This is a genomic window from Planifilum fimeticola (genome assembly GCF_003001905.1).
Taxonomy (GTDB): domain Bacteria; phylum Bacillota; class Bacilli; order Thermoactinomycetales; family DSM-44946; genus Planifilum; species Planifilum fimeticola.
Map to the genome: position 1 here is coordinate 1 of NZ_PVNE01000015.1, position 21,243 is coordinate 21,243.

At 56.6% G+C, this 21,243-nt stretch carries 25 protein-coding genes; 10 read left to right on the forward strand and 15 right to left on the reverse strand.

From position 1 onward, the window contains the following. Positions 1-346 precede the first annotated feature (346 nt). Positions 347-844, reverse strand: coding sequence for an arsinothricin resistance N-acetyltransferase ArsN1 family A (locus tag CLV97_RS10090; protein WP_106345409.1), 498 nt, complete (start codon positions 842-844; stop codon positions 347-349). 233 nt (positions 845-1,077) lie between these two features. Next, positions 1,078-1,371: a Rossmann-fold NAD(P)-binding domain-containing protein gene (locus CLV97_RS10095; RefSeq protein WP_146130466.1), complete on the reverse strand. Its 294-nt coding sequence runs from the start codon at positions 1,369-1,371 to the stop codon at positions 1,078-1,080. A 198-nt stretch (positions 1,372-1,569) separates the two neighbouring features. Between CLV97_RS10095 and CLV97_RS10100 the strand changes: the two genes are divergently transcribed. Both CLV97_RS10100 and CLV97_RS10105 read left to right on the forward strand, forming a co-directional pair. Beyond that, complete coding sequence (locus CLV97_RS10100) at positions 1,570-2,313, forward strand: arginase family protein (RefSeq protein ID WP_245891464.1); 744 nt, start codon at positions 1,570-1,572, stop codon at positions 2,311-2,313. Positions 2,314-2,388: 75 nt separating this feature from the next. After that, positions 2,389-3,342 carry an aldo/keto reductase family protein gene (locus CLV97_RS10105; RefSeq protein ID WP_106345411.1) on the forward strand — a complete coding sequence of 318 codons (954 nt, stop codon included), beginning with the start codon at positions 2,389-2,391 and terminating at the stop codon, positions 3,340-3,342. 48 nt (positions 3,343-3,390) lie between these two features. Here the strand turns inward: CLV97_RS10105 and CLV97_RS10110 are convergent, their stop codons facing one another. The 4 genes from CLV97_RS10110 to CLV97_RS10125 are packed head-to-tail and all read right to left on the reverse strand — an operon-like array spanning position 3,391 to position 7,474. After that, entirely contained in the window at positions 3,391-3,615 is a 225-nt protein-coding gene (locus CLV97_RS10110) for a hypothetical protein (protein ID WP_106345412.1), read from the reverse strand. A 34-nt stretch (positions 3,616-3,649) separates the two neighbouring features. Next, positions 3,650-4,789, reverse strand: a complete 1,140-nt coding sequence (locus tag CLV97_RS10115) for a Ger(x)C family spore germination protein (protein ID WP_106345413.1) — start codon at positions 4,787-4,789, stop codon at positions 3,650-3,652. Continuing rightward, positions 4,771-5,892 carry a GerAB/ArcD/ProY family transporter gene (locus CLV97_RS10120; RefSeq protein ID WP_170070449.1) on the reverse strand — a complete coding sequence of 374 codons (1,122 nt, stop codon included), beginning with the start codon at positions 5,890-5,892 and terminating at the stop codon, positions 4,771-4,773. The genes CLV97_RS10115 and CLV97_RS10120 overlap by 19 nt, the downstream gene beginning before the upstream one ends. Before the next feature lie 19 nt (positions 5,893-5,911). Then, complete coding sequence (locus CLV97_RS10125) at positions 5,912-7,474, reverse strand: spore germination protein (protein WP_245891465.1); 1,563 nt, start codon at positions 7,472-7,474, stop codon at positions 5,912-5,914. Between the two features lie 296 nt (positions 7,475-7,770). On the opposite strand from CLV97_RS10125, the gene CLV97_RS10130 reads away from it, so the two are divergent. Then, positions 7,771-8,253 (forward strand): divergent PAP2 family protein, encoded by a 483-nt coding sequence (locus tag CLV97_RS10130; protein WP_106345416.1) that lies wholly within the window; start codon positions 7,771-7,773, stop codon positions 8,251-8,253. On the opposite strand, the gene CLV97_RS10135 is transcribed toward CLV97_RS10130, so the two are convergent. Continuing rightward, entirely contained in the window at positions 8,235-8,816 is a 582-nt protein-coding gene (locus CLV97_RS10135) for a GNAT family N-acetyltransferase (RefSeq protein ID WP_106345417.1), read from the reverse strand. The two genes, CLV97_RS10130 and CLV97_RS10135, sit on opposite strands and share 19 nt — an antisense overlap. Positions 8,817-8,863: 47 nt before the next feature. Here CLV97_RS10135 and CLV97_RS10140 point away from each other — a divergent pair, with 47 nt between their 5' ends. Then, entirely contained in the window at positions 8,864-9,685 is an 822-nt protein-coding gene (locus CLV97_RS10140; RefSeq protein ID WP_106345418.1) for a cobalamin-binding protein, read from the forward strand. A gap of 36 nt (positions 9,686-9,721) precedes the next feature. Here the strand turns inward: CLV97_RS10140 and CLV97_RS10145 are convergent, their stop codons facing one another. From CLV97_RS10145 to CLV97_RS10155, 4 genes are all read right to left on the reverse strand, one after another. Continuing rightward, positions 9,722-9,991 carry a YuiB family protein gene (locus CLV97_RS10145; protein ID WP_106345419.1) on the reverse strand — a complete coding sequence of 90 codons (270 nt, stop codon included), beginning with the start codon at positions 9,989-9,991 and terminating at the stop codon, positions 9,722-9,724. Between the two features lie 211 nt (positions 9,992-10,202). Further along, the gene (locus tag CLV97_RS18145) at positions 10,203-10,349 is read right to left on the reverse strand and encodes a YuiA family protein (RefSeq protein WP_170070450.1); all 147 of its coding nucleotides are present in this window, start codon (positions 10,347-10,349) and stop codon (positions 10,203-10,205) included. A 179-nt stretch (positions 10,350-10,528) separates the two neighbouring features. After that, complete coding sequence (locus tag CLV97_RS10150; RefSeq protein ID WP_170070451.1) at positions 10,529-11,017, reverse strand: NUDIX hydrolase; 489 nt, start codon at positions 11,015-11,017, stop codon at positions 10,529-10,531. Between the two features lie 193 nt (positions 11,018-11,210). Next, positions 11,211-12,407, reverse strand: a complete 1,197-nt coding sequence (locus CLV97_RS10155) for an NAD(P)/FAD-dependent oxidoreductase (RefSeq protein WP_106345421.1) — start codon at positions 12,405-12,407, stop codon at positions 11,211-11,213. Positions 12,408-12,744: 337 nt separating this feature from the next. Here CLV97_RS10155 and CLV97_RS10160 point away from each other — a divergent pair, with 337 nt between their 5' ends. The 5 genes from CLV97_RS10160 (at position 12,745) to CLV97_RS10180 (ending at position 16,260) form a co-directional block, all read left to right on the forward strand. Beyond that, positions 12,745-13,737, forward strand: coding sequence for an NAD(P)/FAD-dependent oxidoreductase (locus CLV97_RS10160; protein ID WP_106345422.1), 993 nt, complete (start codon positions 12,745-12,747; stop codon positions 13,735-13,737). Between the two features lie 178 nt (positions 13,738-13,915). Further along, positions 13,916-14,119 (forward strand): hypothetical protein, encoded by a 204-nt coding sequence (locus CLV97_RS10165; RefSeq protein ID WP_106345423.1) that lies wholly within the window; start codon positions 13,916-13,918, stop codon positions 14,117-14,119. Positions 14,120-14,132: 13 nt separating this feature from the next. Continuing rightward, positions 14,133-14,444, forward strand: coding sequence for a hypothetical protein (locus tag CLV97_RS10170; RefSeq protein WP_211295726.1), 312 nt, complete (start codon positions 14,133-14,135; stop codon positions 14,442-14,444). Positions 14,445-14,468: 24 nt separating this feature from the next. Next, positions 14,469-14,852 (forward strand): hydrolase, encoded by a 384-nt coding sequence (locus tag CLV97_RS10175; protein ID WP_106345424.1) that lies wholly within the window; start codon positions 14,469-14,471, stop codon positions 14,850-14,852. Positions 14,853-15,618: 766 nt separating this feature from the next. Next, the gene (locus tag CLV97_RS10180; protein ID WP_106345425.1) at positions 15,619-16,260 is read left to right on the forward strand and encodes a hypothetical protein; all 642 of its coding nucleotides are present in this window, start codon (positions 15,619-15,621) and stop codon (positions 16,258-16,260) included. 525 nt (positions 16,261-16,785) lie between these two features. Here the strand turns inward: CLV97_RS10180 and erpA are convergent. Further along, a complete protein-coding gene (erpA, locus tag CLV97_RS10185) occupies positions 16,786-17,142 on the reverse strand; it encodes an iron-sulfur cluster insertion protein ErpA (protein ID WP_106345426.1) in 357 nt (118 codons plus the stop codon). A 108-nt stretch (positions 17,143-17,250) separates the two neighbouring features. Next, a complete protein-coding gene (locus CLV97_RS10190; RefSeq protein WP_106345427.1) occupies positions 17,251-17,493 on the reverse strand; it encodes an aspartyl-phosphate phosphatase Spo0E family protein in 243 nt (80 codons plus the stop codon). A 451-nt stretch (positions 17,494-17,944) separates the two neighbouring features. Between CLV97_RS10190 and mqnE the strand changes: the two genes are divergently transcribed. Continuing rightward, on the forward strand, positions 17,945-19,042 hold the full coding sequence (gene mqnE, locus CLV97_RS10195; protein ID WP_106345428.1) for an aminofutalosine synthase MqnE: 1,098 nt from the start codon (positions 17,945-17,947) through the stop codon (positions 19,040-19,042). Positions 19,043-19,210: 168 nt separating this feature from the next. Here mqnE and CLV97_RS10200 read toward each other — a convergent pair whose 3' ends face one another. Next, entirely contained in the window at positions 19,211-20,737 is a 1,527-nt protein-coding gene (locus tag CLV97_RS10200; protein WP_106345429.1) for a tripartite tricarboxylate transporter permease, read from the reverse strand. Between the two features lie 14 nt (positions 20,738-20,751). Beyond that, positions 20,752-21,216, reverse strand: coding sequence for a tripartite tricarboxylate transporter TctB family protein (locus CLV97_RS10205; protein ID WP_106345430.1), 465 nt, complete (start codon positions 21,214-21,216; stop codon positions 20,752-20,754). Between the last annotated feature and the right edge of the window lie 27 nt (positions 21,217-21,243).

Here is a 21,243-nt window from a genome sequence, read left to right on the forward strand (position 1 = left end):
AAACATCAAAAAAATGGCCTTGCTCCTCTCGAAGAGAGGAAAAGGCTTTGTGATCCGCCTAATTTACCAAATCTAATTTCCTTTATCTGTTTATTTCCCATAAACATGCAACCCCTGGCGCTTTTCTTGCGAAAAGAGCCAGGGGGTTTGTCATCAATCTCAGCCGCATCCTAACGGATGCGGCTCTGGCTATTGAAAATTCAGGAGGAAACGAGTTTTCGTCTCAGCTCCGTTTGAGCGGCGAGTCGCTAGACAAAAAATCGCTTCCCCGCTTCTTCAGGCTTCGAGATGGGTCAGTCTCTCCTCATCCTGGCGGATGCGGCTGCAATCAATATTCCGCAAACTGCTACAACAGCTTCTCCATGGCCATCACATCGACGAACCGGCCGTCCAGTTTTCCGTGGTTTCGGAAGATCCCGACCTCCCGGAAGCCCATCTTCCGATACAGCCCTTGACCGCGGCGGTTGAAGGGAAAGGTAAACAGCACCAATTTATAGAATCCGTTTTCTCTCGCCTTTTCTTCCAGGGCCCGCAGCAGAAGGGAGCCCACCCCCTTCCCCCGCCACGAGCGGTCGATGTAAATGGAGATATCCGCCACGCCGCTGTAGGCGCACCGGTGGGAATAGGGGTTGAGGGATGCCCAGCCCCGAACGGCACCGGCCCGCTCCGCCACCAGCACCGCGTAGCGGGAAGGGCGCTGACGAAACCACATGTCCATCTCTTCCCGGGTCTTGGGCCTTTCCTCCAGGGTGGCGATCCGATCAGCAATCCCCTGGTTGTAGATGTCCCGGATTCGTTCGATATCCTTCTCTTCCGCTTCCCGAATCATCCAGTCGCCGTCCATTTTACTTCACTGCCGTTTCCAAATTCTCTTTCCATCATACTGCATATTTTACGCCGATACTGGCCCCTTGCGCGCCTTCACATGAGCCGCGGCAAGAGTCTCACCCCACATTCCCCAAAGCATCCATGAAAATGGAACCGACGGACCGCCCGGGTCTGCCGCCTTTCAATCATTTACGGGAATTCCGACTCAAAGCGTTCCGCGCCGTCCGGAAGGGAAATACACCTACACCGTCATCTCCCGTCGATGGGACGATGCCCCGACCGTGAACGCCTCGTCGCAACGGGCAACGAGATGGCATGGGGGGCTTTTTCCGTCCCCGGGCGGCCCACGGGTTGCCGGCCGCAAACATCTCCCTCATCCCCCTGATCGGGCGCGGTCCGGATCTTATCCTCGATCGCGGGCGTGCGGGTCGTCCCGGGACAGGCGCGATCCACCCGGACGTTGTCCTGGACGTGGTCGGCGGCCATCGCCCTTTGGAACGCCCCGCTCGACAATGCCCCCGCGGAGCCGACATGGACAATCAAGCCACCTTAGAACCAGCCATTATACGAAGCAAAGATAAATCAATTTGTTTTTGGGCTTGAAAGACACGAACATCATCGGACACAGCGTCTTAACCTTTCTTCAATTTTTTGGTATATTTATGGTAGCAGTCGAAGATTTACCGCCAACGTTTTTTGCGATAGGAAACGCCGAATCGTTCATTTCATCGAAGGGAAATGATGATCATGGGTCTCCTGCATCGTGACGTGACGTTGCTGAACTTCGACGACGTATATCCCAAACAACGCCAATTGGCCCGGTTGGCCGACGAATGGATCCATCTTACAGACATCCGAGAGGCCAACCTGTTTTGCACGGACCGGTCGCGGTCGGAAATCAGCCGCCGGCTGTCCCGCCGAAAAAGCCGGGGCATCACCTTTATCGGAAACGGAAACTACCATTACGTCACCTATCTTTTGCTGAGGGAAATCAACAAACCCTTCAGTCTCATCCTTTTCGACAATCATACGGACGCAAAAACCCCGGACGGCCTGCCGGGGCTTCTTACATGCGGTTCCTGGGTGCAGGAAGCGGCCAAACTGCCGCATCTGGAGGCAGTCTTCCTGATCGGCGTCGGGGAACGGGACTTCCGCCTGCGGGAAACAAGGGGAAAAATCACCTTCTGGCCCGATCCAAGGAGAGGAGAGGAACTTCTCTCCGCCATCCCGACGGAGCATGTGTACATCAGCATCGACAAGGACGTCCTGGACCGCGCCTTCGCCGCGACCAACTGGGATCACGGAACCATGCACCTGAGGGACCTGCTTCAGGATCTGCGCACCCTCATCCGGAACAAACAGGTTCTCGGCGTCGACGTCTGCGGGGAACTGCCGGTCTCCCCCGCCGAAGCCTGGATCCACACCGACCGGATCCGGTTGAACGAACGCGCCAACCTGTCCATCCTTGAATCGGTCCGGGCGTGAAAGACCGGCGGTTCACCGGGCCGTGCACTTGCCTGAATGAACGCTTCGATAACCTTTGGAGGAAGGGGATCGAAGATGAAATACCGTCGTCTTGGAAACTCCGGATTGAAAGTGAGCGAAATCAGCCTGGGAAGCTGGCTGACGTACGGCGGATATGTTGACAAGAAGCAAGCGATATCCGCCATCGACAAGGCCTATGAATTGGGGATCAACTTCTTCGACACGGCCAACATTTACATGAACGGCGAAGCGGAAAGGATCGTCGGCGAGGCGCTGGGGAAATACCCCCGCGAATCCTACGTGCTGGCGACCAAAGTCTGGGGACCGATGGGGGAGGGTCCCAACGATCGGGGATTGTCCCGCAAACACATCGTGGAGCAGTGCGAAGCCAGCCTGAAACGGCTGGGCGTCGATTACGTCGACGTCTACTACTGCCACGCCTTCGACCCCGACACGCCGCTGGAGGAAACCCTGCGCGCGATGGATGATCTCGTGCGGCAGGGCAAAGTGCTGTACGTGGGCGTCAGCAATTGGACGGCGGCGCAAATCGCCGAAGCCCTGTCGATCGTCGACAGGTATTTTCTGCACCGGATCGTGGCCAATCAGCCCTTGTACAACCTGTTCGCCCGGGAGATTGAAAAGGAGATCATCCCCCTCTGCGAGCGCAACGGCATCGGACAAGTCGTGTACTCTCCCCTGGCCCAAGGGGTCCTGGCCGGCAAGTACCAAGCGGTGGATGATGTCCCCGCAGGCAGCCGGGCAACCGACAAGCACGGGACAAAGACGGTCAAATCGTGGCTGAACGAGGAGAACCTGGCCAAAGTGGAGCGGCTTCGTCCCATCGCCGGGGAATTGGGTCTTTCCCTGGCTCAACTGGCATTGGCCTGGACCCTCCGCCACCCCAACGTCTCCAGCGCCATCATCGGGGCGAGTTTGCCCGAACAGGTAGAGGACAACGTCAAGGCCTCCGGCGTGACGATTCCGCAAGAGGTGATCGCCCGCATCGACGAGATCATGCGGACTCCCTGAAGGATCGCCGGAAAAGCCGACGGAACGGCCCTCCGGGCCGATCCTGATTCACCCCCCCATCATGCGGACAAGCGGGTGCAATAAGGTTTCCATGAGTAGGGTGGGGCCGGGCAGCTCCGGAAACAGGATGAGCACGACCCACAATCCCCATCCGAGGGCGGTACACACCAAGAGAGCCGCCCTCTCCTTTTTGTACTCCCGGCTGATCTTCGGCCACTCGAATCCGATGATCAGCAAACTGACCACCGTAACCGTCAATATCTTTCCAATCACGGCCCGTCACCTCGTCCTCATCGGGTTTGCCCGCTTACTTGTCGGTCATCCCAGGCCAGCGGAGTTTCACGCGAACCTCGATATCCACATCCATTTGGGGAAACAGCCGTTCATTCCAGTCTTTTTTCATCCGGGCCCACTTTTCGGGATATTCGCGGTGAAAGAGCTCGGCAAAGCCGAAAGCGTCCGCCCGATCCCTCCGCACCTTTTCCACCGTATTGCGGAGGCGTTTTTGAAGCTCACTCTCCATCGCCCGAGCGATCCGGTCCATGTTGGACGGATAGTACAGGTTCATGCCGGTTCCGTTGTAGGACAAAACATTTTCGGAGGTCATCCGGATGATCATGCGCGGCTTTTTCCCCTTGAGTTTGGGAATCAGCTCGGTCTTCGTCCGGTTCACTTTCATGGCCACATATCCCTTTTCTCCCCGGATCCGGGCGTTGACAGTCCCTGTGGTGTACTCATTCCGGATCCACATCAGGGCTTCCTTGGACTTTCGATCCAGATGGTCGACCATGCGCTCCCCCCGGAAAAGGGCCAACCCGTCCAATGACAGCGTTTTTTGCCCCGTTTTTTTCACCACCGGGATGACCGTGCTTTTTCCATCGCCGGTCACCTCCCTCAGCACCCGCATGACGGAGATCTCGGTGTACCCCTCCACTCTCGCCAACTTGTAAAGGGATTCGGAGGCGGTGATCTCCGCCAGCGGAATGGTCGTGAAAATCTCCTTCGGCGAACCGTCGCACACAAACACCACCGCATCCAGCCGAACCTGCGGCTGCCTTGCCATGTAGTCCAAAGCTTCCCCGATCCCCGCCCGGGCAAATCTCTCCCCGAACACCACCACCTCCTGGTGGCCCGTGAAGATTTCGCGCCCCAGCATTTGCTGCAATTTCTCCTTCGCCTCGGGGATGTTGATGCTCCGGGCGGTAAGGACCCTTTGCGTTCCGCCGGTTTTTTCTCCTCCCCCGGCGTCTTCCGCCCGCTGGGGAATCGCCTGCAGAAGCGACACTTCAATCTGCCCGTCCTCCGCCCGGTCGATGCCGATCGCCCGGATCAGGGCGATCTCGTTCAATTCCTTCCGATCCCAACATCCGGGAAGGATCAGAAGGGAAGCGATCAGCAGCAGGCCCAGCGCCCTTTTGCCTCCCCCCTTTATCGGTCCCGCTCCCATGATCCGCCTTCCTCCCCTCGCTTCCCCTTCTGTCCGCGGATTGCCGCCACCGCCAACAGCGCCAGGGGAATCACGATTTGCACCAGACTGTTGTAAACAAAAAATTCCCCGTCAAAAAACTGGTTCAAATTCGTGAGGTTGGGCACGGTCCACCCCGCAACGGCGATCAGGATGAGAGCGATGGGCAGTGACAGGGGTTTGTAATCGGACAGCCCCAGCCACTGGGCGGCTCCCAAAACGATGGTGTAGTGCATCAAGCTGATTTTGACGAAGATGATGAACAGCCAAATCGCCAGCAAAAAGGCGTCGACGTGTTCCAAAAATCCCGACAGGCTGATGAGCCGAAACGCTTCGAAGAGGGGAAAGAGGAATTTGTTCGACTGATTTCCCACAATGAACAGGATGATCAGATGGAACAACATCAGCACCAACATGGAACCGACAACGCCGACGACTCCCCAGCGGGCCGCGTGGTCCCCCTTCCTCACGAAAGGCAGCAGAAAGGCGGCTAAAAAAAAGTCGTTGAACCAGCTCGCCGGTGCCGCGGCCCCTCTGGCCACGGAAATCAAGTCGTGTTCCAGGATGGGCAACACATTTCCCATCTCCCACTCCGGCATCGACAACAGGGTGACCACTCCCAGAATGCCCGCCGTGAGCAGAGCGAGAAACTGGGTAGCGCGTGCGACGGTCTCCAGCCCGCCCCGAACGGCGGCCGCGCAAAGCAAGACCATCCCGCCCATCACCACCACCTGGGGCGTCTCGCGCAGGAACACGCCGTTTACAAAATCCGCGTAAATCCGGATCACCAGGGAATTGGCATGGATATAGGTGACCAAGAACACCAGGGCGATCACCTTGCCGAACCAGCCAAAAATCCGCGGACAGCACTGGATCACCGTCTCCCCGGGAAACCTGCGGTGGAGGAAATAGGCGATGAAAAAAGCGACCAACCCGGAGACAGCCGCCGGCACGGGAGTCAGCCACATGTCCTGTTTTGCCCATTTGGCCGCCAAATAGGGGATGGTCGCCACGGTGATCCCGAGCGTCGACACGAAAAGCAGCAACGCCATTTGTCCGCCACTGATGCGTCCTTTTTCAACCATCGTCGCTCCTCCCTTCTCCTCAGTGTTCTCCGCCCCGTTCCGGCCCCGGCTTCTGATCCGGCGCCTGCCGATGGATGTTGGTGGATTGAATGGGACGGGTCCCCATCTTCCACCAAAAAGTGCGCCAGAAAACATCTTTCATTTGCTTGGGCCTGAACGGTGCAATGGGAGACAGATACGGCATGCCGAAGGAACGAAGCGAAGCCAAATGGATCACGAGGGCGATCAGGGATAGGCTGAACCCCACCATGCCGAAAGCCCCCGAGATCAAAAGCAAGGGAAAGCGCAAGACGCGCATGGCAAATCCCAACGAATAACGGGGAATGGTGAAGGAAGCGATTCCGGTAAGGGCCACGACGATCACCACCGGAGCGGAAACGATCCCCGCCGTCACCGCCGCCTCCCCGATGATCAGCGCACCCACGATGGTAACGGCCGAACCGACAAGCTTCGGCAGGCGCAGCCCCGCCTCCCGCACCGCCTCAAAGGCGAGCTCCATCAGCACCGTTTCCACAATGGTCGGCAGGGGAATCCGCTCCCGGGACGAAGCGAAGGTGAACAGCTGTTCCGTCGGCACCGCTTCCGGGTGAAAGGAGATGGTTGCCACGTAAAAGGATGGGGCAACCAGGGAGAAAAAAAACAGCAAATACCTGAGCCATCGAACCGCTGTAGCATAAATGGAACGCAAGTAATAGTCCTCGGTGGCCTGCAGAAACGCCGGAAAGCTGACGGGAGCAACCAGCACGTCGGGGGTTCCGTCCGTAATGATGGCAACCCGCCCCGACAGCAAATCCGCGCACACCGCATCGACCCGTTCGGTAAAGTGGATCTGGGGAAAGGGCGAATAAGGATTGTCTTCGATCAGCTCTTCAATGACTCCCGATTCCAGGACTGCGTCGACGTCGATCCGCTCCAGCCGCCGTTTGACCTCATCCAGCACGCTCTCGTTGACGATTCCCTCCATGTAGGCGATGATGACCCGGGTTTGGGTGTAACGGCCCAACCGCATCTCTTCCAGCTTCAATTGGGGGCTCTGGATCCTTCGGCGCAGCAGGGCCGTGTTCGTCTGGGCCGATTCGATGAATCCCTCTTTGGGACCTCGGATGACCGGCTCTCCCTCCGGGTCCGAGACCGCCCGCTTTTCCAGTTGCCTCAGCCCCAGGTTCAGCGCGCGGCGCCATCCGTCGATGAACAGAACGGGCTCGCCGGAGGAAACCAGTCTGGCGCATTCGTCAAAGGTCTCAACCGGTTTGACATATACGGCGGGCAACTCTTCCCGGAGAAACTCTTCGACCTCCTCCGGCCGGGAGCAGGACTTTCGCATCAGCGGAGTCAAAATGTGCGTGTTGATTTCATCGATGTGGGCCATGTTATCGACGTAGATGATTTCCGCCTCGATTTCCTTTCCGATCCGGAAGATGCGAAAGTTGACGTCATAACACCGTTCGAACAGGTCTTTCATCACCCGGTGGTTCTTCTCCAGATCGCGATAAATGCTGACTTTCAAATCTTCCCTCGTACTCGGAATGACCGGGGTCTTCCTCTCGTCCTTTCGCCTGCGAAACCCTCTGAAGCCGCGCACGAATGACACCCCCTAGAACTTCTATCCATCATTTTGTTCCAAAAAAAAAAATGAATCCGCCTCCGAAACCCTGATAAACAGGTCGGAATCCATCCCCCTTCGAAAGCGGTAAATTCCTTTCCCGACAAAAATCCTTCCCCGGTGATCGGAGAAGGATTGAAACGCCCCTGCGGCAAACCTTCTGCTACTTTTTTCCCTTCACCTTTCCAATCCGGACCGTACGGTATATCATATAGGATAGGCTGGAACAACAGATACAGCAGAAGTTACGCGAAAGGAAGGAAGAAAGAAGCCCCATGCTCCCGACACTATTGCACAATTACCCCCTGTGGTCCTCGGTGATTGCCGTGGTCATCACACAGCTGACCAAGGTCCTCTGGAACTACAAGGTCCACGGCACATGGGATTGGAACTGGCTGATCCAGACCGGCAGCATGCCCAGCGGTCACACAGCGGCCGTCACTTCCCTGGCCACGGCGATCGGTATCCAGGAAGGATGGGGCTCCCCGCTGTTTGCCATCACCGCCGTCCTGGCCTTCATCGTGATGTACGATGCCGCCGGAATTCGGCGACACGCGGGCATTCAGGCCCGGGTGCTGAACCGGTTGGTGGAGGATGTGGCGGGACTGCTGCGGGAAATGCGCCACCTGAAGGACATGTCCCCTCGGGAAACCGGCACCAAACTGAAGGAGATCCTCGGGCATCAGCCCATTGAAGTGGCGACAGGAGCCTCGATGGGCATTCTCATCGCCTGGTTGGTTCACCTCGCCTGGTCCTGAAGGGAAAGACCCATCAAGATCTCGTCCACATAGCGCCCCTCCAGCACATACTGCCCTTTGAGACGCCCCTCGACCCGGAACCCGAATTTTTTGTACAACCCGATGGCCCGCTCGTTGTTGGAAAAGACGTCGAGACTGATCTTTTCCACCCCCCGTGCGCGCGCCCCATCGATGACGTACTCCATCAGTTTCTTTCCCAGCCCCAGCCCCCTGTATCCGGGAACCAGCCACATCCGGAACTTGGCCACGTGGCGGTTCATCTCAAGGGGGCCCCTGCGGAGCAGGGCGACGCCGGCGATTTTCCCGTCCACCTCCGCCACGGCGTACAGCCCGCCGTCCTCCCGGATCTTTTGAATCTCCTTCTCCTGTTCCCGGCCCGTGGGAAGGGTGTCGGGTTCCTCCTCGAGGTAAATCCCCTCCTTCACCACTCTGGCCATCCGCCGGGTGATTTCGGCGGCATCACTGATCCTGGCGGGCCGGATGATGACGATCCGGCCGTCCTTGGCCCGCTCGATGCGCCGTTCACGAAAGGCGGGCTTTGTCGGTTGGGTTCCCAAGGCCATCGCTCTCTCTCCTTTCCCTTTCCGCACATCTAGATAGGAGGTTGATTATGGAACGAATCGTTTCCCTGTGTCCGAGCAACACCGAAATCCTTTTTCTCCTCGGCCTGAAAGACCGCATCGTCGGAGTGGACAATTTTTCCGACTGGCCGAAGGAAGCGGAACAACTTCCCCGATGCGGACCCGACCTGGACATCGATATCGACAAGGTGAAAGCGCTCCGTCCCGACTTGGTGGTCGCGTCCCTTAGTGTTCCCGGAATGGAAAAAAACATCGAAAGGCTTCGACGGGAGGGGATTCCCCATCTCGTCCTGGCTCCGAAGACGATTGAAGACGTGGCGGAAGATATCCGCCGCACGGGAGAAGCGGCGGGGATCGGAGAACGGGCGGAGCGGGTTGCGGAGCGGTTTGAACGGCGGCTGGAGGAAATCCGCAGGAGAGTGCCCCAGGACCGGCCCAAGCCCCGGCTCTATTGGGAATGGTGGCCGAAGCCGGTTTTCACCCCCGGCAAGCGGAACTGGCTCAACGATGTGAGCGAAATCGTGGGGGGTGTAAACATTTTCGGAGATGTCGACCGGGAAAGCGTCCAAACCGACTGGGAGGAAGTGGCCCGGCGGGAGCCCGATGTCGCGCTGATTGTATGGACGGGGGTGCCCATCGACCGCATCCGGAAGGAACGAATCACAGACCGCCCTGCCTGGAAGGGAAAACCCTTTGTCCGCGAAAACCGCCTTCACATCCTGGAGGAAGGATGGTATTGCCGCCCTTCCCCACGGCTGCTGACGGGCATCGAATACCTGGCCCATCTCCTGTATCCGGAGACGTTCTCCCCGCCAGATCCGGACGCTCCCCTCGGACGGGAATGGGCATAAAAAAACGCCCTCCGGAAGGGCGAAAAACGGTACCGCTCAGAACATGCGGTACCCTTTGGTGCGCAGCATCTTGATGGTCCAACCGCTCAACAGCGCTCCGATCATGCCGGCGGAGAGAATGATCCAGTCCACCGGTTTCAAGCCGCCTCGTTCCATGAACATGTAACCGGCCAGACCGATGATCAATGCCGCATACAGATAGCTCGGCAACCAGGTGGTCTTCAGGATCATGTTGAGGATGAATCCGATGCCGAACAGCAGGACCAAAAAAAGCGGTATCGAGATAATCACCTGGGGAAGGCTCAACCTTTATCGCCTCCGATCAACGCATCCTTCACGATGGATTTTCCGATGACAGAAATGACCGGTCTCGGACTTGTCAACGGTTTTTTCATCGGGTTACTTCTATTTTACCTTAGTGTATCGAAGGCATAAAATCAAGGTTTTTCGCTTCCATCTGCACGTCCCCCCAGAAACCAACCCCCGGTGTGAGCCGGGGGTTTTGCTGTAACTCGTCTCAGTCCTCGGTCTCCTGTTCGGGCTGTTTTCCCGTTCCATTGCAATGGGCACAGGTTTCCGTGCCTCCCAACAACAGCTGGTAATAGCCGGTTCCTCCGCAGTAGAGGCATTTTTGATCGGCGCTTCGCAGCGTTTGGGTTTTCATCCGGTCTCCCCCCTCAAAAATCCGGGAACTTTCCAAAGGTTTGGTCAATTATCTGCGAAAAAAAGGTAATTTCATAATATAATATCAGATCCCTTTGGCAAGAGAAAGGAGCCGATTTCGCCGGATCTCTTCATGTAAGCGGAAACATCCGGCATATCCTGCAAATTTTGTCCTCTCGGCTATTTTTTCGTTTTCTCCTCTCTGAAAATTTTGTAGGAACTGTAACCGAAATCCCGGCTTGGACGGAACGCTTGAGGAACCAGAGGCGTACTCGCCGCCGACAGGGCGAGCGTCCGCAGAAGTTCCGTGACGGTGGGATCCTTAAGCAAATCCTCCCGGGAGATGAAGCGCGCATCGGACAATTCCCTTCCGTCCGGCTCCGGTTCACCGGAAAGGTATCTCATGGAGAAGAGGACGAGGTTATCGCTCACCCCGGTCCGCAGCACTCCCGTTCGAACGGCGATGACTCCGCATACGGCCGTTTCGACGCCCGTTTCTTCCCGAATCTCCCGGACGACCGCCTCATCCAGGGTCTCCCCCGGCGAGACGAATCCCCCGGGCATCGTCCACAAACCCTTTGTGGCGCCGTATCGTTTTTTCACCGCCAACACGGAATCACCCCGGCAAACCAAGCCCCCCACACCCAACCAAACCCCTGACCGTCTCACGGACTCACTCCTTTCCAAGGTGAACCCATTGTGCCACAGGGGAACGCTCTTGGCAAGATCCACTGACAGGACGCACCATTCATTCCCGCCGCTCGCCCGTTACCGGCTTCACCCGCCTTAAAACACGAAACCCTTTCCCGTCGGGAAAGGGTATGCAAGCGTACGAATCCGCCCTTTTTTCCGGTGGGACGGCTTAAATAAACCCTTTTCGCAACACCAGCGGAACGCCGCCGAGGATGTACAACCAGCGCAGATCATTGGCCCGCTTGAGGAAGGACGCCGTGGAACCGAACACTTTCCGCTTTCCGATGACGCCGATGGCGTTGTGTCGGCCCAGGGAAGCCAGAGTTCCCTTCAGATCGAAGCGGAAGGGTTGCATCTCCCCGCCGCGAAGGAGAGAGATCAGATTTTTGGCCACCTTGCTCCCCTGCTGGCTGGCAATCTGGGCGGTCGGAGGATAGGGGCGCCCCTCGTCGTTGAACACCAGGGAGCAGTCGCCGATGATGAACACCTCTTCATAGCCCGGAGCCCGCAAATATTCGTCCACCTTAACCCGGCCCCGCATCGTTTCAAACCCGGCCTCTTCGATCAGGCGATTGCCCCGGACACCGCCCGTCCACACCACTGTGGCGGCTTTGATTTCTTCGCCCCCCTTCAGGGTGACGCCGTCCTCGTCGCATTGCTCGATCGGCGTGTTGATCCGGAATTCCACGCCCTGCTCCTCCAGATATTTGACGGCATACTGGACCAATTCCGGATCAAACCCGGGAAGCACCGTCGGAGCGGCTTCAATGCTGATCAGGCGCACCTTCTCCCGCGGAATGTCGAACTCCCTGCACAGGCTGGGCATCCGATCCACCAGTTCCCCGACAAACTCCACGCCGGTGAACCCGGCTCCGCCGACAACGATCGTGATGTATTCTTCCCGCTGCTCCTCGTTGCGGTATTTGGCGAACATATATTCAATGTGTTCCCGAATCATCCGCACGCTGTCGATGTTGCGAATAAAGAAGGCGTTCTCCTTCAGTCCCCGGATGCCGAAGGTCTCCGGTGCGCTTCCCAGGCCGATCACGAGATAGTCGTAGGTGAGCGGCTCCTCTCGATTGACAAGGTCCACCTGCTTATCCTGCGGACGAATTCCCTTCACCTTGTCCTGGATGAAGGTGACCTTGCGGGGATCGATCACCTGCTCGATCAAAACGCGAGCGGCCTCGTGATGACGGGTTCCGGCGGCCGGCTCGTGCAATTTGGTGGTGAAATAATGATAGGGGTGCTGATTGACCAAGATCACTTCAGCTTCGTTATATTGCAATTGTTTCTGCAGGCCGATGATGGTCATCATACCACTGTAACCGGCGCCCAGAACAACAATTTTCGGTTTTTCGCCCATCATTATCACTTCCAATGCGTTGTACTTTATGAGAGAATTATCACATAAGCACAAGGAGAATTGCCCGGGATTCTCCTAGCCATACAATATCATATGATAAAACCTTCACGAACTTTTGGCAAGCGTTTTATTTCATTTTAACCGGATGCCCCGAACCTATCCCCGGTAAAATCCGCGCCATCACGACTCCTTCGACCTCTTCGCACGGGGGATGTAATTTTTTACAAATCCCTCTTCGGAAGGCCGGCGGATTGGCCGCCTGATTTTCACGCCGCGGTGTTATAATGAGGAAGGGTGTTTTCGGATAGGGTATTGAAGCGACTCGGAGGTGTAAGGAATGAGCAAAAATCCCATTATCGACATCACCATCATTGGCGGAGGCCCGACGGGTTTGTTCGCCGCCTTTTATGCGGGGATGCGCCAGATGTCCGTAAAAGTGATCGAGAGCATGCCCCAGCTTGGGGGTCAACTCTCCGCCCTCTACCCCGAAAAGTACATTTACGATGTGGCCGGATTTCCCAAGGTGCGTGCCCAGGAACTGATAAACAACCTGATCGAACAGGCCAAAACGGCCGATCCCATTTATTGTCTCGATGAAAAGGTCTTGAAGGTGGAAAAACGCTCCGACGGCATCTTCGAGCTCACCACCACCAAACAGGTCCATCTTTCCCGGGCGGTCATCATCACGGCGGGATGCGGCGCTTTCGAACCGCGCAAACTGAACTTGCCCGAAGCGGAACATTTCGAAGGAAAAGGGCTTTATTATTTTGTCAACGACATGCAGCAGTTCGCCGGGAAAAAAGTGGTGATCGCCGGTGGCGGCGATTCCGCGGTCGATTGGGCCCTGATGCTGGAACCGATCGCCGAAAGCGTTACCCTGATTCACCGCCGCGATCGCTTTCGCGCCCATGAACACAGCGTGCAACAGATGATGAAATCGAGCATCCGGGTCATTACTCCCCGGGAGATTCAATCCATCCACGGGAACGACCGAATCGAAAGAGTGGTGATCGTAAACAAGCAATCCGGCGAAACGGAAGAATTGGAAGCGGATGCAGTGATCGTCAGCTTCGGCTTTGTCTCCTCCCTGGGGCCGATTCAGAACTGGGGACTGAATATCGAAAAAGGGTCCATTCTGGTCAATTCGAAGATGGAAACCAATATTCCCGGCATTTACGCCGCCGGAGACATCGCCCACTATCCCGGAAAAGTGAAACTGATCGCCGCCGGCTTCGGCGAAGCCCCCACCGCCGTCAACAACGCCAAGCAGTACATCGATCCCGAGGCGCGGCTTCAGCCCGGCCACAGCTCCAGCATGAATCTTTCGTAACCCGGGTTCACGGGAACCCTATGGGCGGGCGACGATCGGACCAGGATAATCTTTTGTAACGGAAACCGCTGTCGAAAAATCCCTCCGCTGTCCCGCGCGGAGGGATTTTTGCATGAAAGAAAGAAACCGGGAAGATGCTAAGGGGGAATGATCCCAGCAACGGAAGGAGCAATGACCGATGCGCGCCAGGAGAAGATGGGTGGCCTTCCTGTACTATGCAGGTCTCATCGCCGTCACGCTGTTCATCCCGATCGCCATCATCGCCGGTGCCCGGGCCAGGGGATTCGACATCCATTACGGTTGGTTCGCGGGGATTTTGGCCTTTCTCATCCTGCTGGCCTATCTGATTTATCCGTCGATCCTCGGCCGCCGTGACGAATGAGGAGGAACGAGACATGGGATGGCACTGCCCCGTATGCAACGGACTAACCCCGCTGAACCGCCGATGTCCGCGCTGCGGAAACGCGATGGAGGATCAAGGTCGCTTCTCCGACCTGCTGGCCGATTACAGCCCTTACCGGCCCATCGACGACATGAAGCGAACCGACGGATTGGACGACCTCCATTCCCATCAGTGTCCCCACAACCTCTGGTGCCCGCACTGCGGATGGTCCGAACTGCACATGGTTGCGGAGATACCCTCGGGAACGTCGGTCCATCCCGGCGGAGGAACGCCGATGGTCGAACCGGAAAACCATCCTGAATAATGCCCGGAAAGGAGCAATCAGCCCATGGAGAAAAAGACCTATTACGTCACCATCCATTCAGGAGGCATGACCGGAGAGATCAGGGAACACATCGATCCGAACGACTCCAACTACGACTTTGAGATCGCGGCGACTCCGGAGGAGATCCACCGGCTCGAATCCCTCTTCGAACAGGCGCACAGGGAGGATGCCCAATCCTTTGTGGACGCCCACATCCCCTGGGTCCGCCGCGACAACTTCGGCAACAGCGATGCCTTCGACCGAAAGCTGAAGCAAATTTACCGGACGATTTACGAATTGGCAACACCGGAAACCAGGCAGAAGATGGAGCAGACCGGAGTGATCGGTTTCATGAATGAAACCGAAGAAACCGGCGGGCAACCCGGGGCGCCCTCGCACAACCAATAGCAGTCCCTTCCATCGTGATGGATAAAAAATCCCGTCCCCTCCGAAAGGCGGGACGAATCTTTCCCGCATCCGCTCCACGCGGGAAAGTTGGCGTCGCTGCTACGGGATACCCGCAGACGAATCAAAAGGGAAAAATTCGATTGTGCTGCTGAATGGGATGGTCCGGATCCCGGGGATCATGAAACGGCCCCTTTTTTCGACCCGTATCCCATCCCGATCTCCGGCGAGGATCCGGTATTGCACCTTGACACCGCAGCAGTCGTCTCCAGGCTGATCTCCCGAGGCCCGCAACCCGTCGGAAGCGGGAGGGATAAAAAAACAATCCCATGCAAAATGGGCCGCATCTTACTTCCTGTTTTTAAAATAATTTAAAAATTACCGCTCATTTCCTCAGCGATGAAAAATGTCCTCTGCAACGGAGACGGCTCTAAATTGACCGCTGTTCCCCCTTCGACCTCGAGGCACACTTCCGATGGCTTCCGTCTTCTGCGCAAAGAAAAAACCACCTCCCTTTCGAAGACGGTTATCCGTCCCGTTGGACTCCGGAGTCCTTCGCGATCAACACTCCTCCCTCCCGTTGGATCCGGACCATGTGGGCAAACGCTACCTTTTTTAGAGGCGAACCCTTTTTTCCTGACATTTTAGAGACCATTTTTGGACAACATTCGCTAAAATCCACTCCTTTTGGTGTATTGATAAACAATATCGCTTCCATTACAATTTGAGACTGTGTTTTCAAAAGATCAACATATAAAGGTGAGAGGACATGTGGCAAAAAATTGGCTTCACGTTGCTGATGGTACTGGTATTGAGTGGCTGCACGATTAATCTGAACTTAAACGGGGAAGATGGCGATTCCGCCAAATCGAACCAAAAGCAAACCGAACATTCGGAATCACCGAAGGACCCGGACGATGAAGATCAGGTGTCTCAAAACCCCACGTCTGACCAGCAAAAAGAGGGAACATCCGACGGGAAGAAAGAGGGAACATCTGACCAGCCAAAAAAGGGAACGTCTGACCGGCAAAAAGAAGGGAAAAAGGGGAATTACCCCTGGTGGCGAGATTCTGTGCAGTCCTATGAACAAAATGAGGTCTTTATGGGGCATAGTACGAATGGATCGAATGGGAAATATACGGTTGAGGTGACCGTTTCCTGTCCTCCTGAATACAAATTTTACTACGATGTGTTTGTATCGGATCCGTATGGCAAACACAAAGTGATCAATAAGAAGGAAGTCCCTTTACCGAAAAATGCAACCTTTCGACCCGAGCATGTTACATTTGATGTAACCATCCCTTCTTCCCGAGTACCGAAAGAAGGGCTCGCGTATGCGGTCCTGTACAAACTGGATGAACAAGGAAAAAGAATGCATGAAATCCGTGTGAAACTGGATCTATGGGAATAAACTTAAAAGGGATCGGAGAAGGTCAAAGTCTCCTCGTATGCAGGAAGACCCGGTCCAGCTAGGATCTTCTACACCGATTCATCTGTTTTTATTACAAACGATCGCCGGATTTACAAAACCCGTTCATAGGACAACGGACTTTTTTCGTTCCCATCGATAAAGTGGTTGAGATTGTTTAAACACGGGCTTGGACAGATACAGGTTGAGACATGATCGGCTCCAGGTTGGGTGGGTTGTGGTGACTCGATCCATACCACCAGGAGCGATCGTGTCTCTATGTATTTTTATTGGAAATTCCTTGGATCGATATTGCTCATCCAAGCAAAGATCACCGAGACGCATTTTTCCTTAGTCATCACCGCTCGCCTGCTTCCGGCTCTGCCCGCCGCGTGGTCGCCCGCGATTTGTGCATGAAAAAACCCGCCTCCTTTACGTCAGGAGACGGGCCGTTTTGCCGCTGAATCTTCGGCAGTGAGATCACCGGTATGTCGACTGGTTAACAATCCCTTAACGCCTCTGAACGGTTTAGCACTCCTCCGGTTTCCCCGCGTCGGTCGCCGTGCGGAAGGATTGACCGCAGCCGCAGGTGGCGACGGCATTGGGATTGTGAAGGGTGAAACCTCCGCCCATGACCGACTCCTTGTAGTCGATTTCCAGACCGCGCAGGTACGGAATGCTCTGGGCGTCGACCAGAATTTTGATGCCGTGCTGTTCCAGCACCGTATCGTCTTCTTGTTTCTGGTCGTCAAATCCCATGCCATAGGTGAAACCAGTGCAACCGCCATGGGTGACGCCCACCCGGAGATAGAGGGAATCCGGATTGTCTTCCTCAGCCATCATCTCTTTGATCTTGAGACTGGCCTGCTCGCTTACGCTGATCAATTCCTGTCCCCCCTTATAAAAACGGTCGGTTAACCGGGATATTCTCTGTATATGTTTAGTATACCGAAGAAGGCCGGCGGGAAACAACCGGACGGTTGAAGGGCCTTCTTATCCGCAACCTTCCGACGTTTCCCTCAGATAATAGCTGTATCGGCGAATGCGATAAAACCGGTCCCTTCCGCGACGGGGCACCTCCATCAACGCTTTCCTTTCCCAAAGCATCTGATTATGAAGCCGGTCCAGCCTCTTGCTCAGCCGGTGGACTTCCGGATGGTCCATGCCCAGCCGGATGGCCGCCTCCTCCATCTTCTTCCGAACCGCCTCAAATTCCCGCTCCAGCCTCTTGCCCATCAGAGGCCCCCCTTTCGTGGATCGTCCTTGAGGGAAAAAGGGAAAGATGATTAAGAAATATTTTTATATTATTTTACACATTGCAAAGGGGAAAAGAAAGCTTTTTCCAATGAAAATGCCTTTTTTTCCGGTTTTCTCCACGGGCCGCCCGCCGCTCCGGGGGTGAAAAGGGAAACCGGTTATGGTAAACTGAAATTGTCACCGTTTTCCTTCGAGCAGCGAAAAGCCTTTTTCTTTGGTAATTTCAATAAAAAACGCTGAACGCAACCATCGGACGGCCGTTGTTGCCGGCCGTCCGCAGAAGGACCACCGACGACGGATTCGCCTGCTTCCCTGTCGCCACGGACAGGACAGGCAACCGCGTCTATTTTATTGTCAACCTTTCCCGCGGCTTTCTCCGATTTTTTCCAGTTGCATCTGTTTTCCCTTGACCTGAAAGGAGGAATTTTCGATGTCCTTGAGTACCGCCGCCCACCGGGATTTGGCCCCCATCATCGAAAAGGTGAACGCCGGCGAAAGGCTCACGCTGGAAGACGGCCTCATCCTGTACAATTCACCCGATCTTTTGACGGTCGCGCAGCTGGCCAATCAGGTGAACCTGGCCAAAAACGGGGAAAAGGTCTACTTCATCCAAAACATGTACATCAACCCCACGAACGTGTGCGAGGCACGCTGCGCCTTCTGCGGCTTCCGCCGCGATCCGGGGGAAGAAGGGGCCTACACCATGTCGCCGGAAGAGGTGCTGGAATACGTCGGCGAGCGCTTTACGGAAAACATCCGCGAGTTTCACATCGTCGGCGGTCACAACCACACGGTTCCCTTTGACTATTATCTGAACATCATCTCCACCCTGAAGAAACATTACCCCCAAGTGACGATCAAGGCGTACACCGCGGCGGAAATTGAATTTTTCGCCAGGTTGACCGGCCGGTCGATGGAGGCGGTGCTGAAGGAACTCATCGACGCCGGACTGGATACGCTGCCCGGCGGCGGAGCGGAAATTCTGACCGAACGCTACCGCGCCAAGATGAGCCCGGACAAGGCCAGCACCGATCAATGGCTGGAATGCCACCGCATCGCCCACTCCCTGGGGTTGAAAACCCACGTCACCATGCTTTACGGTTCCATCGAAACCTTGGAGGAACGGCTGATTCACATGATTCGCGTCCGGGAACTGCAGGACGAGACGGGAGGCTTTTTGGTCTTCATCCCCTTGGCCATTCAGCCGCGGAAAAAGAGCGCTTCGATCAAAAGGCGCACGTCGGCCATGGACGATCTCAGAACGATCGCCGTCAGCCGCCTGATGCTGGACAATTTCCCGCACATCAAATCCTACTGGATCAATATCGGCACGCAGCTCACCCAGCTCTCCATGCATTACGGCGCCTCGGACATCCACGGCACCCTGGTGGAAGAGCGGATCAGCCACTCCGCCGGCGCGCTGACCCAAACCGCCCTCACCCGGGACGAGCTGGTCTGGCTGATCAAAGGCGCCAACCGGATTCCCGTGGAGCGGGACACCTTCTACAATGAAATCCGGGTGTACTGAGCCTCACCGACCGCCGGAACAGCCAGAGAGCGCGGCCGGAGCCCTTCGAAAAGCAAGACAGTCCATAACGGGCTGTGCCGCCCGCAAACCGGCATTCAGGGTCCCGAAGAGCCCCGTTCCTGTTCTTGCGCATGAAATCCCCGGCAAAAAATGCCGGGGATCTCCTTTTCACGCCTCCTCTTCTGGAAGGATCCTTTTCCTGCGCCACTTGAGAACCAGGGGGACGATCATCCACAGAAAAGCGAGGAGAAGAAAAGCCAGGGAAACGGGTTTTTCCAGGAAAATCATGAAGTCGCCGTTGGAAGCGGTCAAGGCGCGCCGCATGTTGTTCTCGATCATCGGTCCCAGCACCAGCCCCAGCACCATCGGCGCCAGGGGGTACTCATGCCGGGACAAAACCATACCGATCACTCCGAAGGCGATCAGCAGGAACAGATCGAAGGTGTTGATCTGGATGGCGTAGACGCCGAACACCGAGATGGCGACGATGATGGGGAGCAGATATCGCCGGGGAGTGGCGATGATCTTGGCGAACACCTTGACCAAAGGCAGGTTCAGGATGAGAAGCATCAGATTGCCCACAAACATGCTGGCAATCAATCCCCAGACCACCATCGGATGTTCATCGAAAAGCAGCGGTCCCGGCTGGACGTTGTACATGATGAAAGCCCCCAACAGGATCGCCGTCGTCCCGGATCCGGGAATCCCCAGGGTGAGGAGCGGAATCAACGCACCGCCGGAAGCGGCGTTGTTGGCCGACTCCGGACCGGCCACCCCTTCAATCGCGCCCTTGCCGAAGCGCTCCGGGTGCTTGCTCCATTTCTTCTCCAGAACATATGAAAAGAAGGAGGCCATCGTAGCGCCCGCGCCGGGCAGTACCCCGACGAAGAAACCGAGGAGGGAGCCGCGAAGGATGGAGGGAGCGCTTCGCTTCAGGTCGTCCCGTCCGGGAAGCACCCGACCCACCTGAACGATGCTGCCCGGTGCATCCTCCTTCACCAGAAGGGTCTTAAAGACTTCTCCCAGGGCGAACAATCCCACGGCGACGGTGAGAAACTCCAGACCCTGGTACAGGACCGGCATATCGAAGGTGAAGCGGGCCACTCCGGAGACGTTGTCCACCCCGATCGTCCCCAAAAGCAGGCCGAAAACCGTCATGATCAACGCCTTGGTCATGGATCTTCCCGCCAAACCGCTGACGGCGCACAGACCCAAAATCATCAGGGAAAAATACTCCGCCGGTCCGAAACGGAGCGCCACGTTGGACAGGGGTTCCGACAGGAGCACCAGCCCTGCCAGGGCGATCACCCCGGCGACGAAGGAACCGATGGCCGCGATGGCCAAAGCGGGCCCCGCCTTCCCCTGCCGGGCCATCTGGTAACCGTCCAGGGTGGTGACCACGGAGGAGGATTCACCGGGGGTGTTCAGGAGAATGGACGTGGTCGACCCGCCGTACATCGCTCCGTAGTAAATCCCGGCCAGCAGAATGATGGCGCTGGTGGCCGCGTGTTCCGGCGGCATTCCGCCGGTCATCGTCGCCGTGATGGGGATCAGAAGGGCGACTCCGCTCATGGGCCCGATTCCCGGCAGCACGCCGACGGCCGTGCCGATCAACACCCCGACAAAGGCGAACAGCAGATTGTGCCACTGAAAGGCGATCAGAAAACCCTTCATCAGATAATCCAAGGACTCCATCTTTCAACCTCCCTTCATCCCGCGAACCAGACGGGCCACCCCGGCAGCGTTCCTTTCATCACGCCGGCGTACAGAAAGTAAACTCCGCCGGAAAATACGGCGGCCACCATCGCGGAACGCACCCACTTGCCCCGCTCGATCAACTGAAACCCGGCAAACAGGAACAAAAAGGTGGACAGCACATATCCGAGGGTTTCCAAAAGCAGGGCGTAAAGGAGGGCGGCGGCCAACATCCCCCCGAAACGCCGCCAGTCAAGGCTCCCCTTGTCCCCGGATTCCTCTTTCCCGGGATGTCGAAAGGTCTCGAAAAACAGGCGGAGGCTCAGCAGAATCAGGAGCGCGCCCAGCCCCATCGGAAAAAGGTCCGGTCCAACCCGGGAGCCGTAAGCGGTGGAAGACAGGTTGCGGGCACCCAGGATGAAGGCGGCGCCGACGGCGATGAAAAGCAGGCTGGCGGTCCGGTCGAATATGCGATGCATCGGTTTCACCCCTTCCGTCGTCTCCGT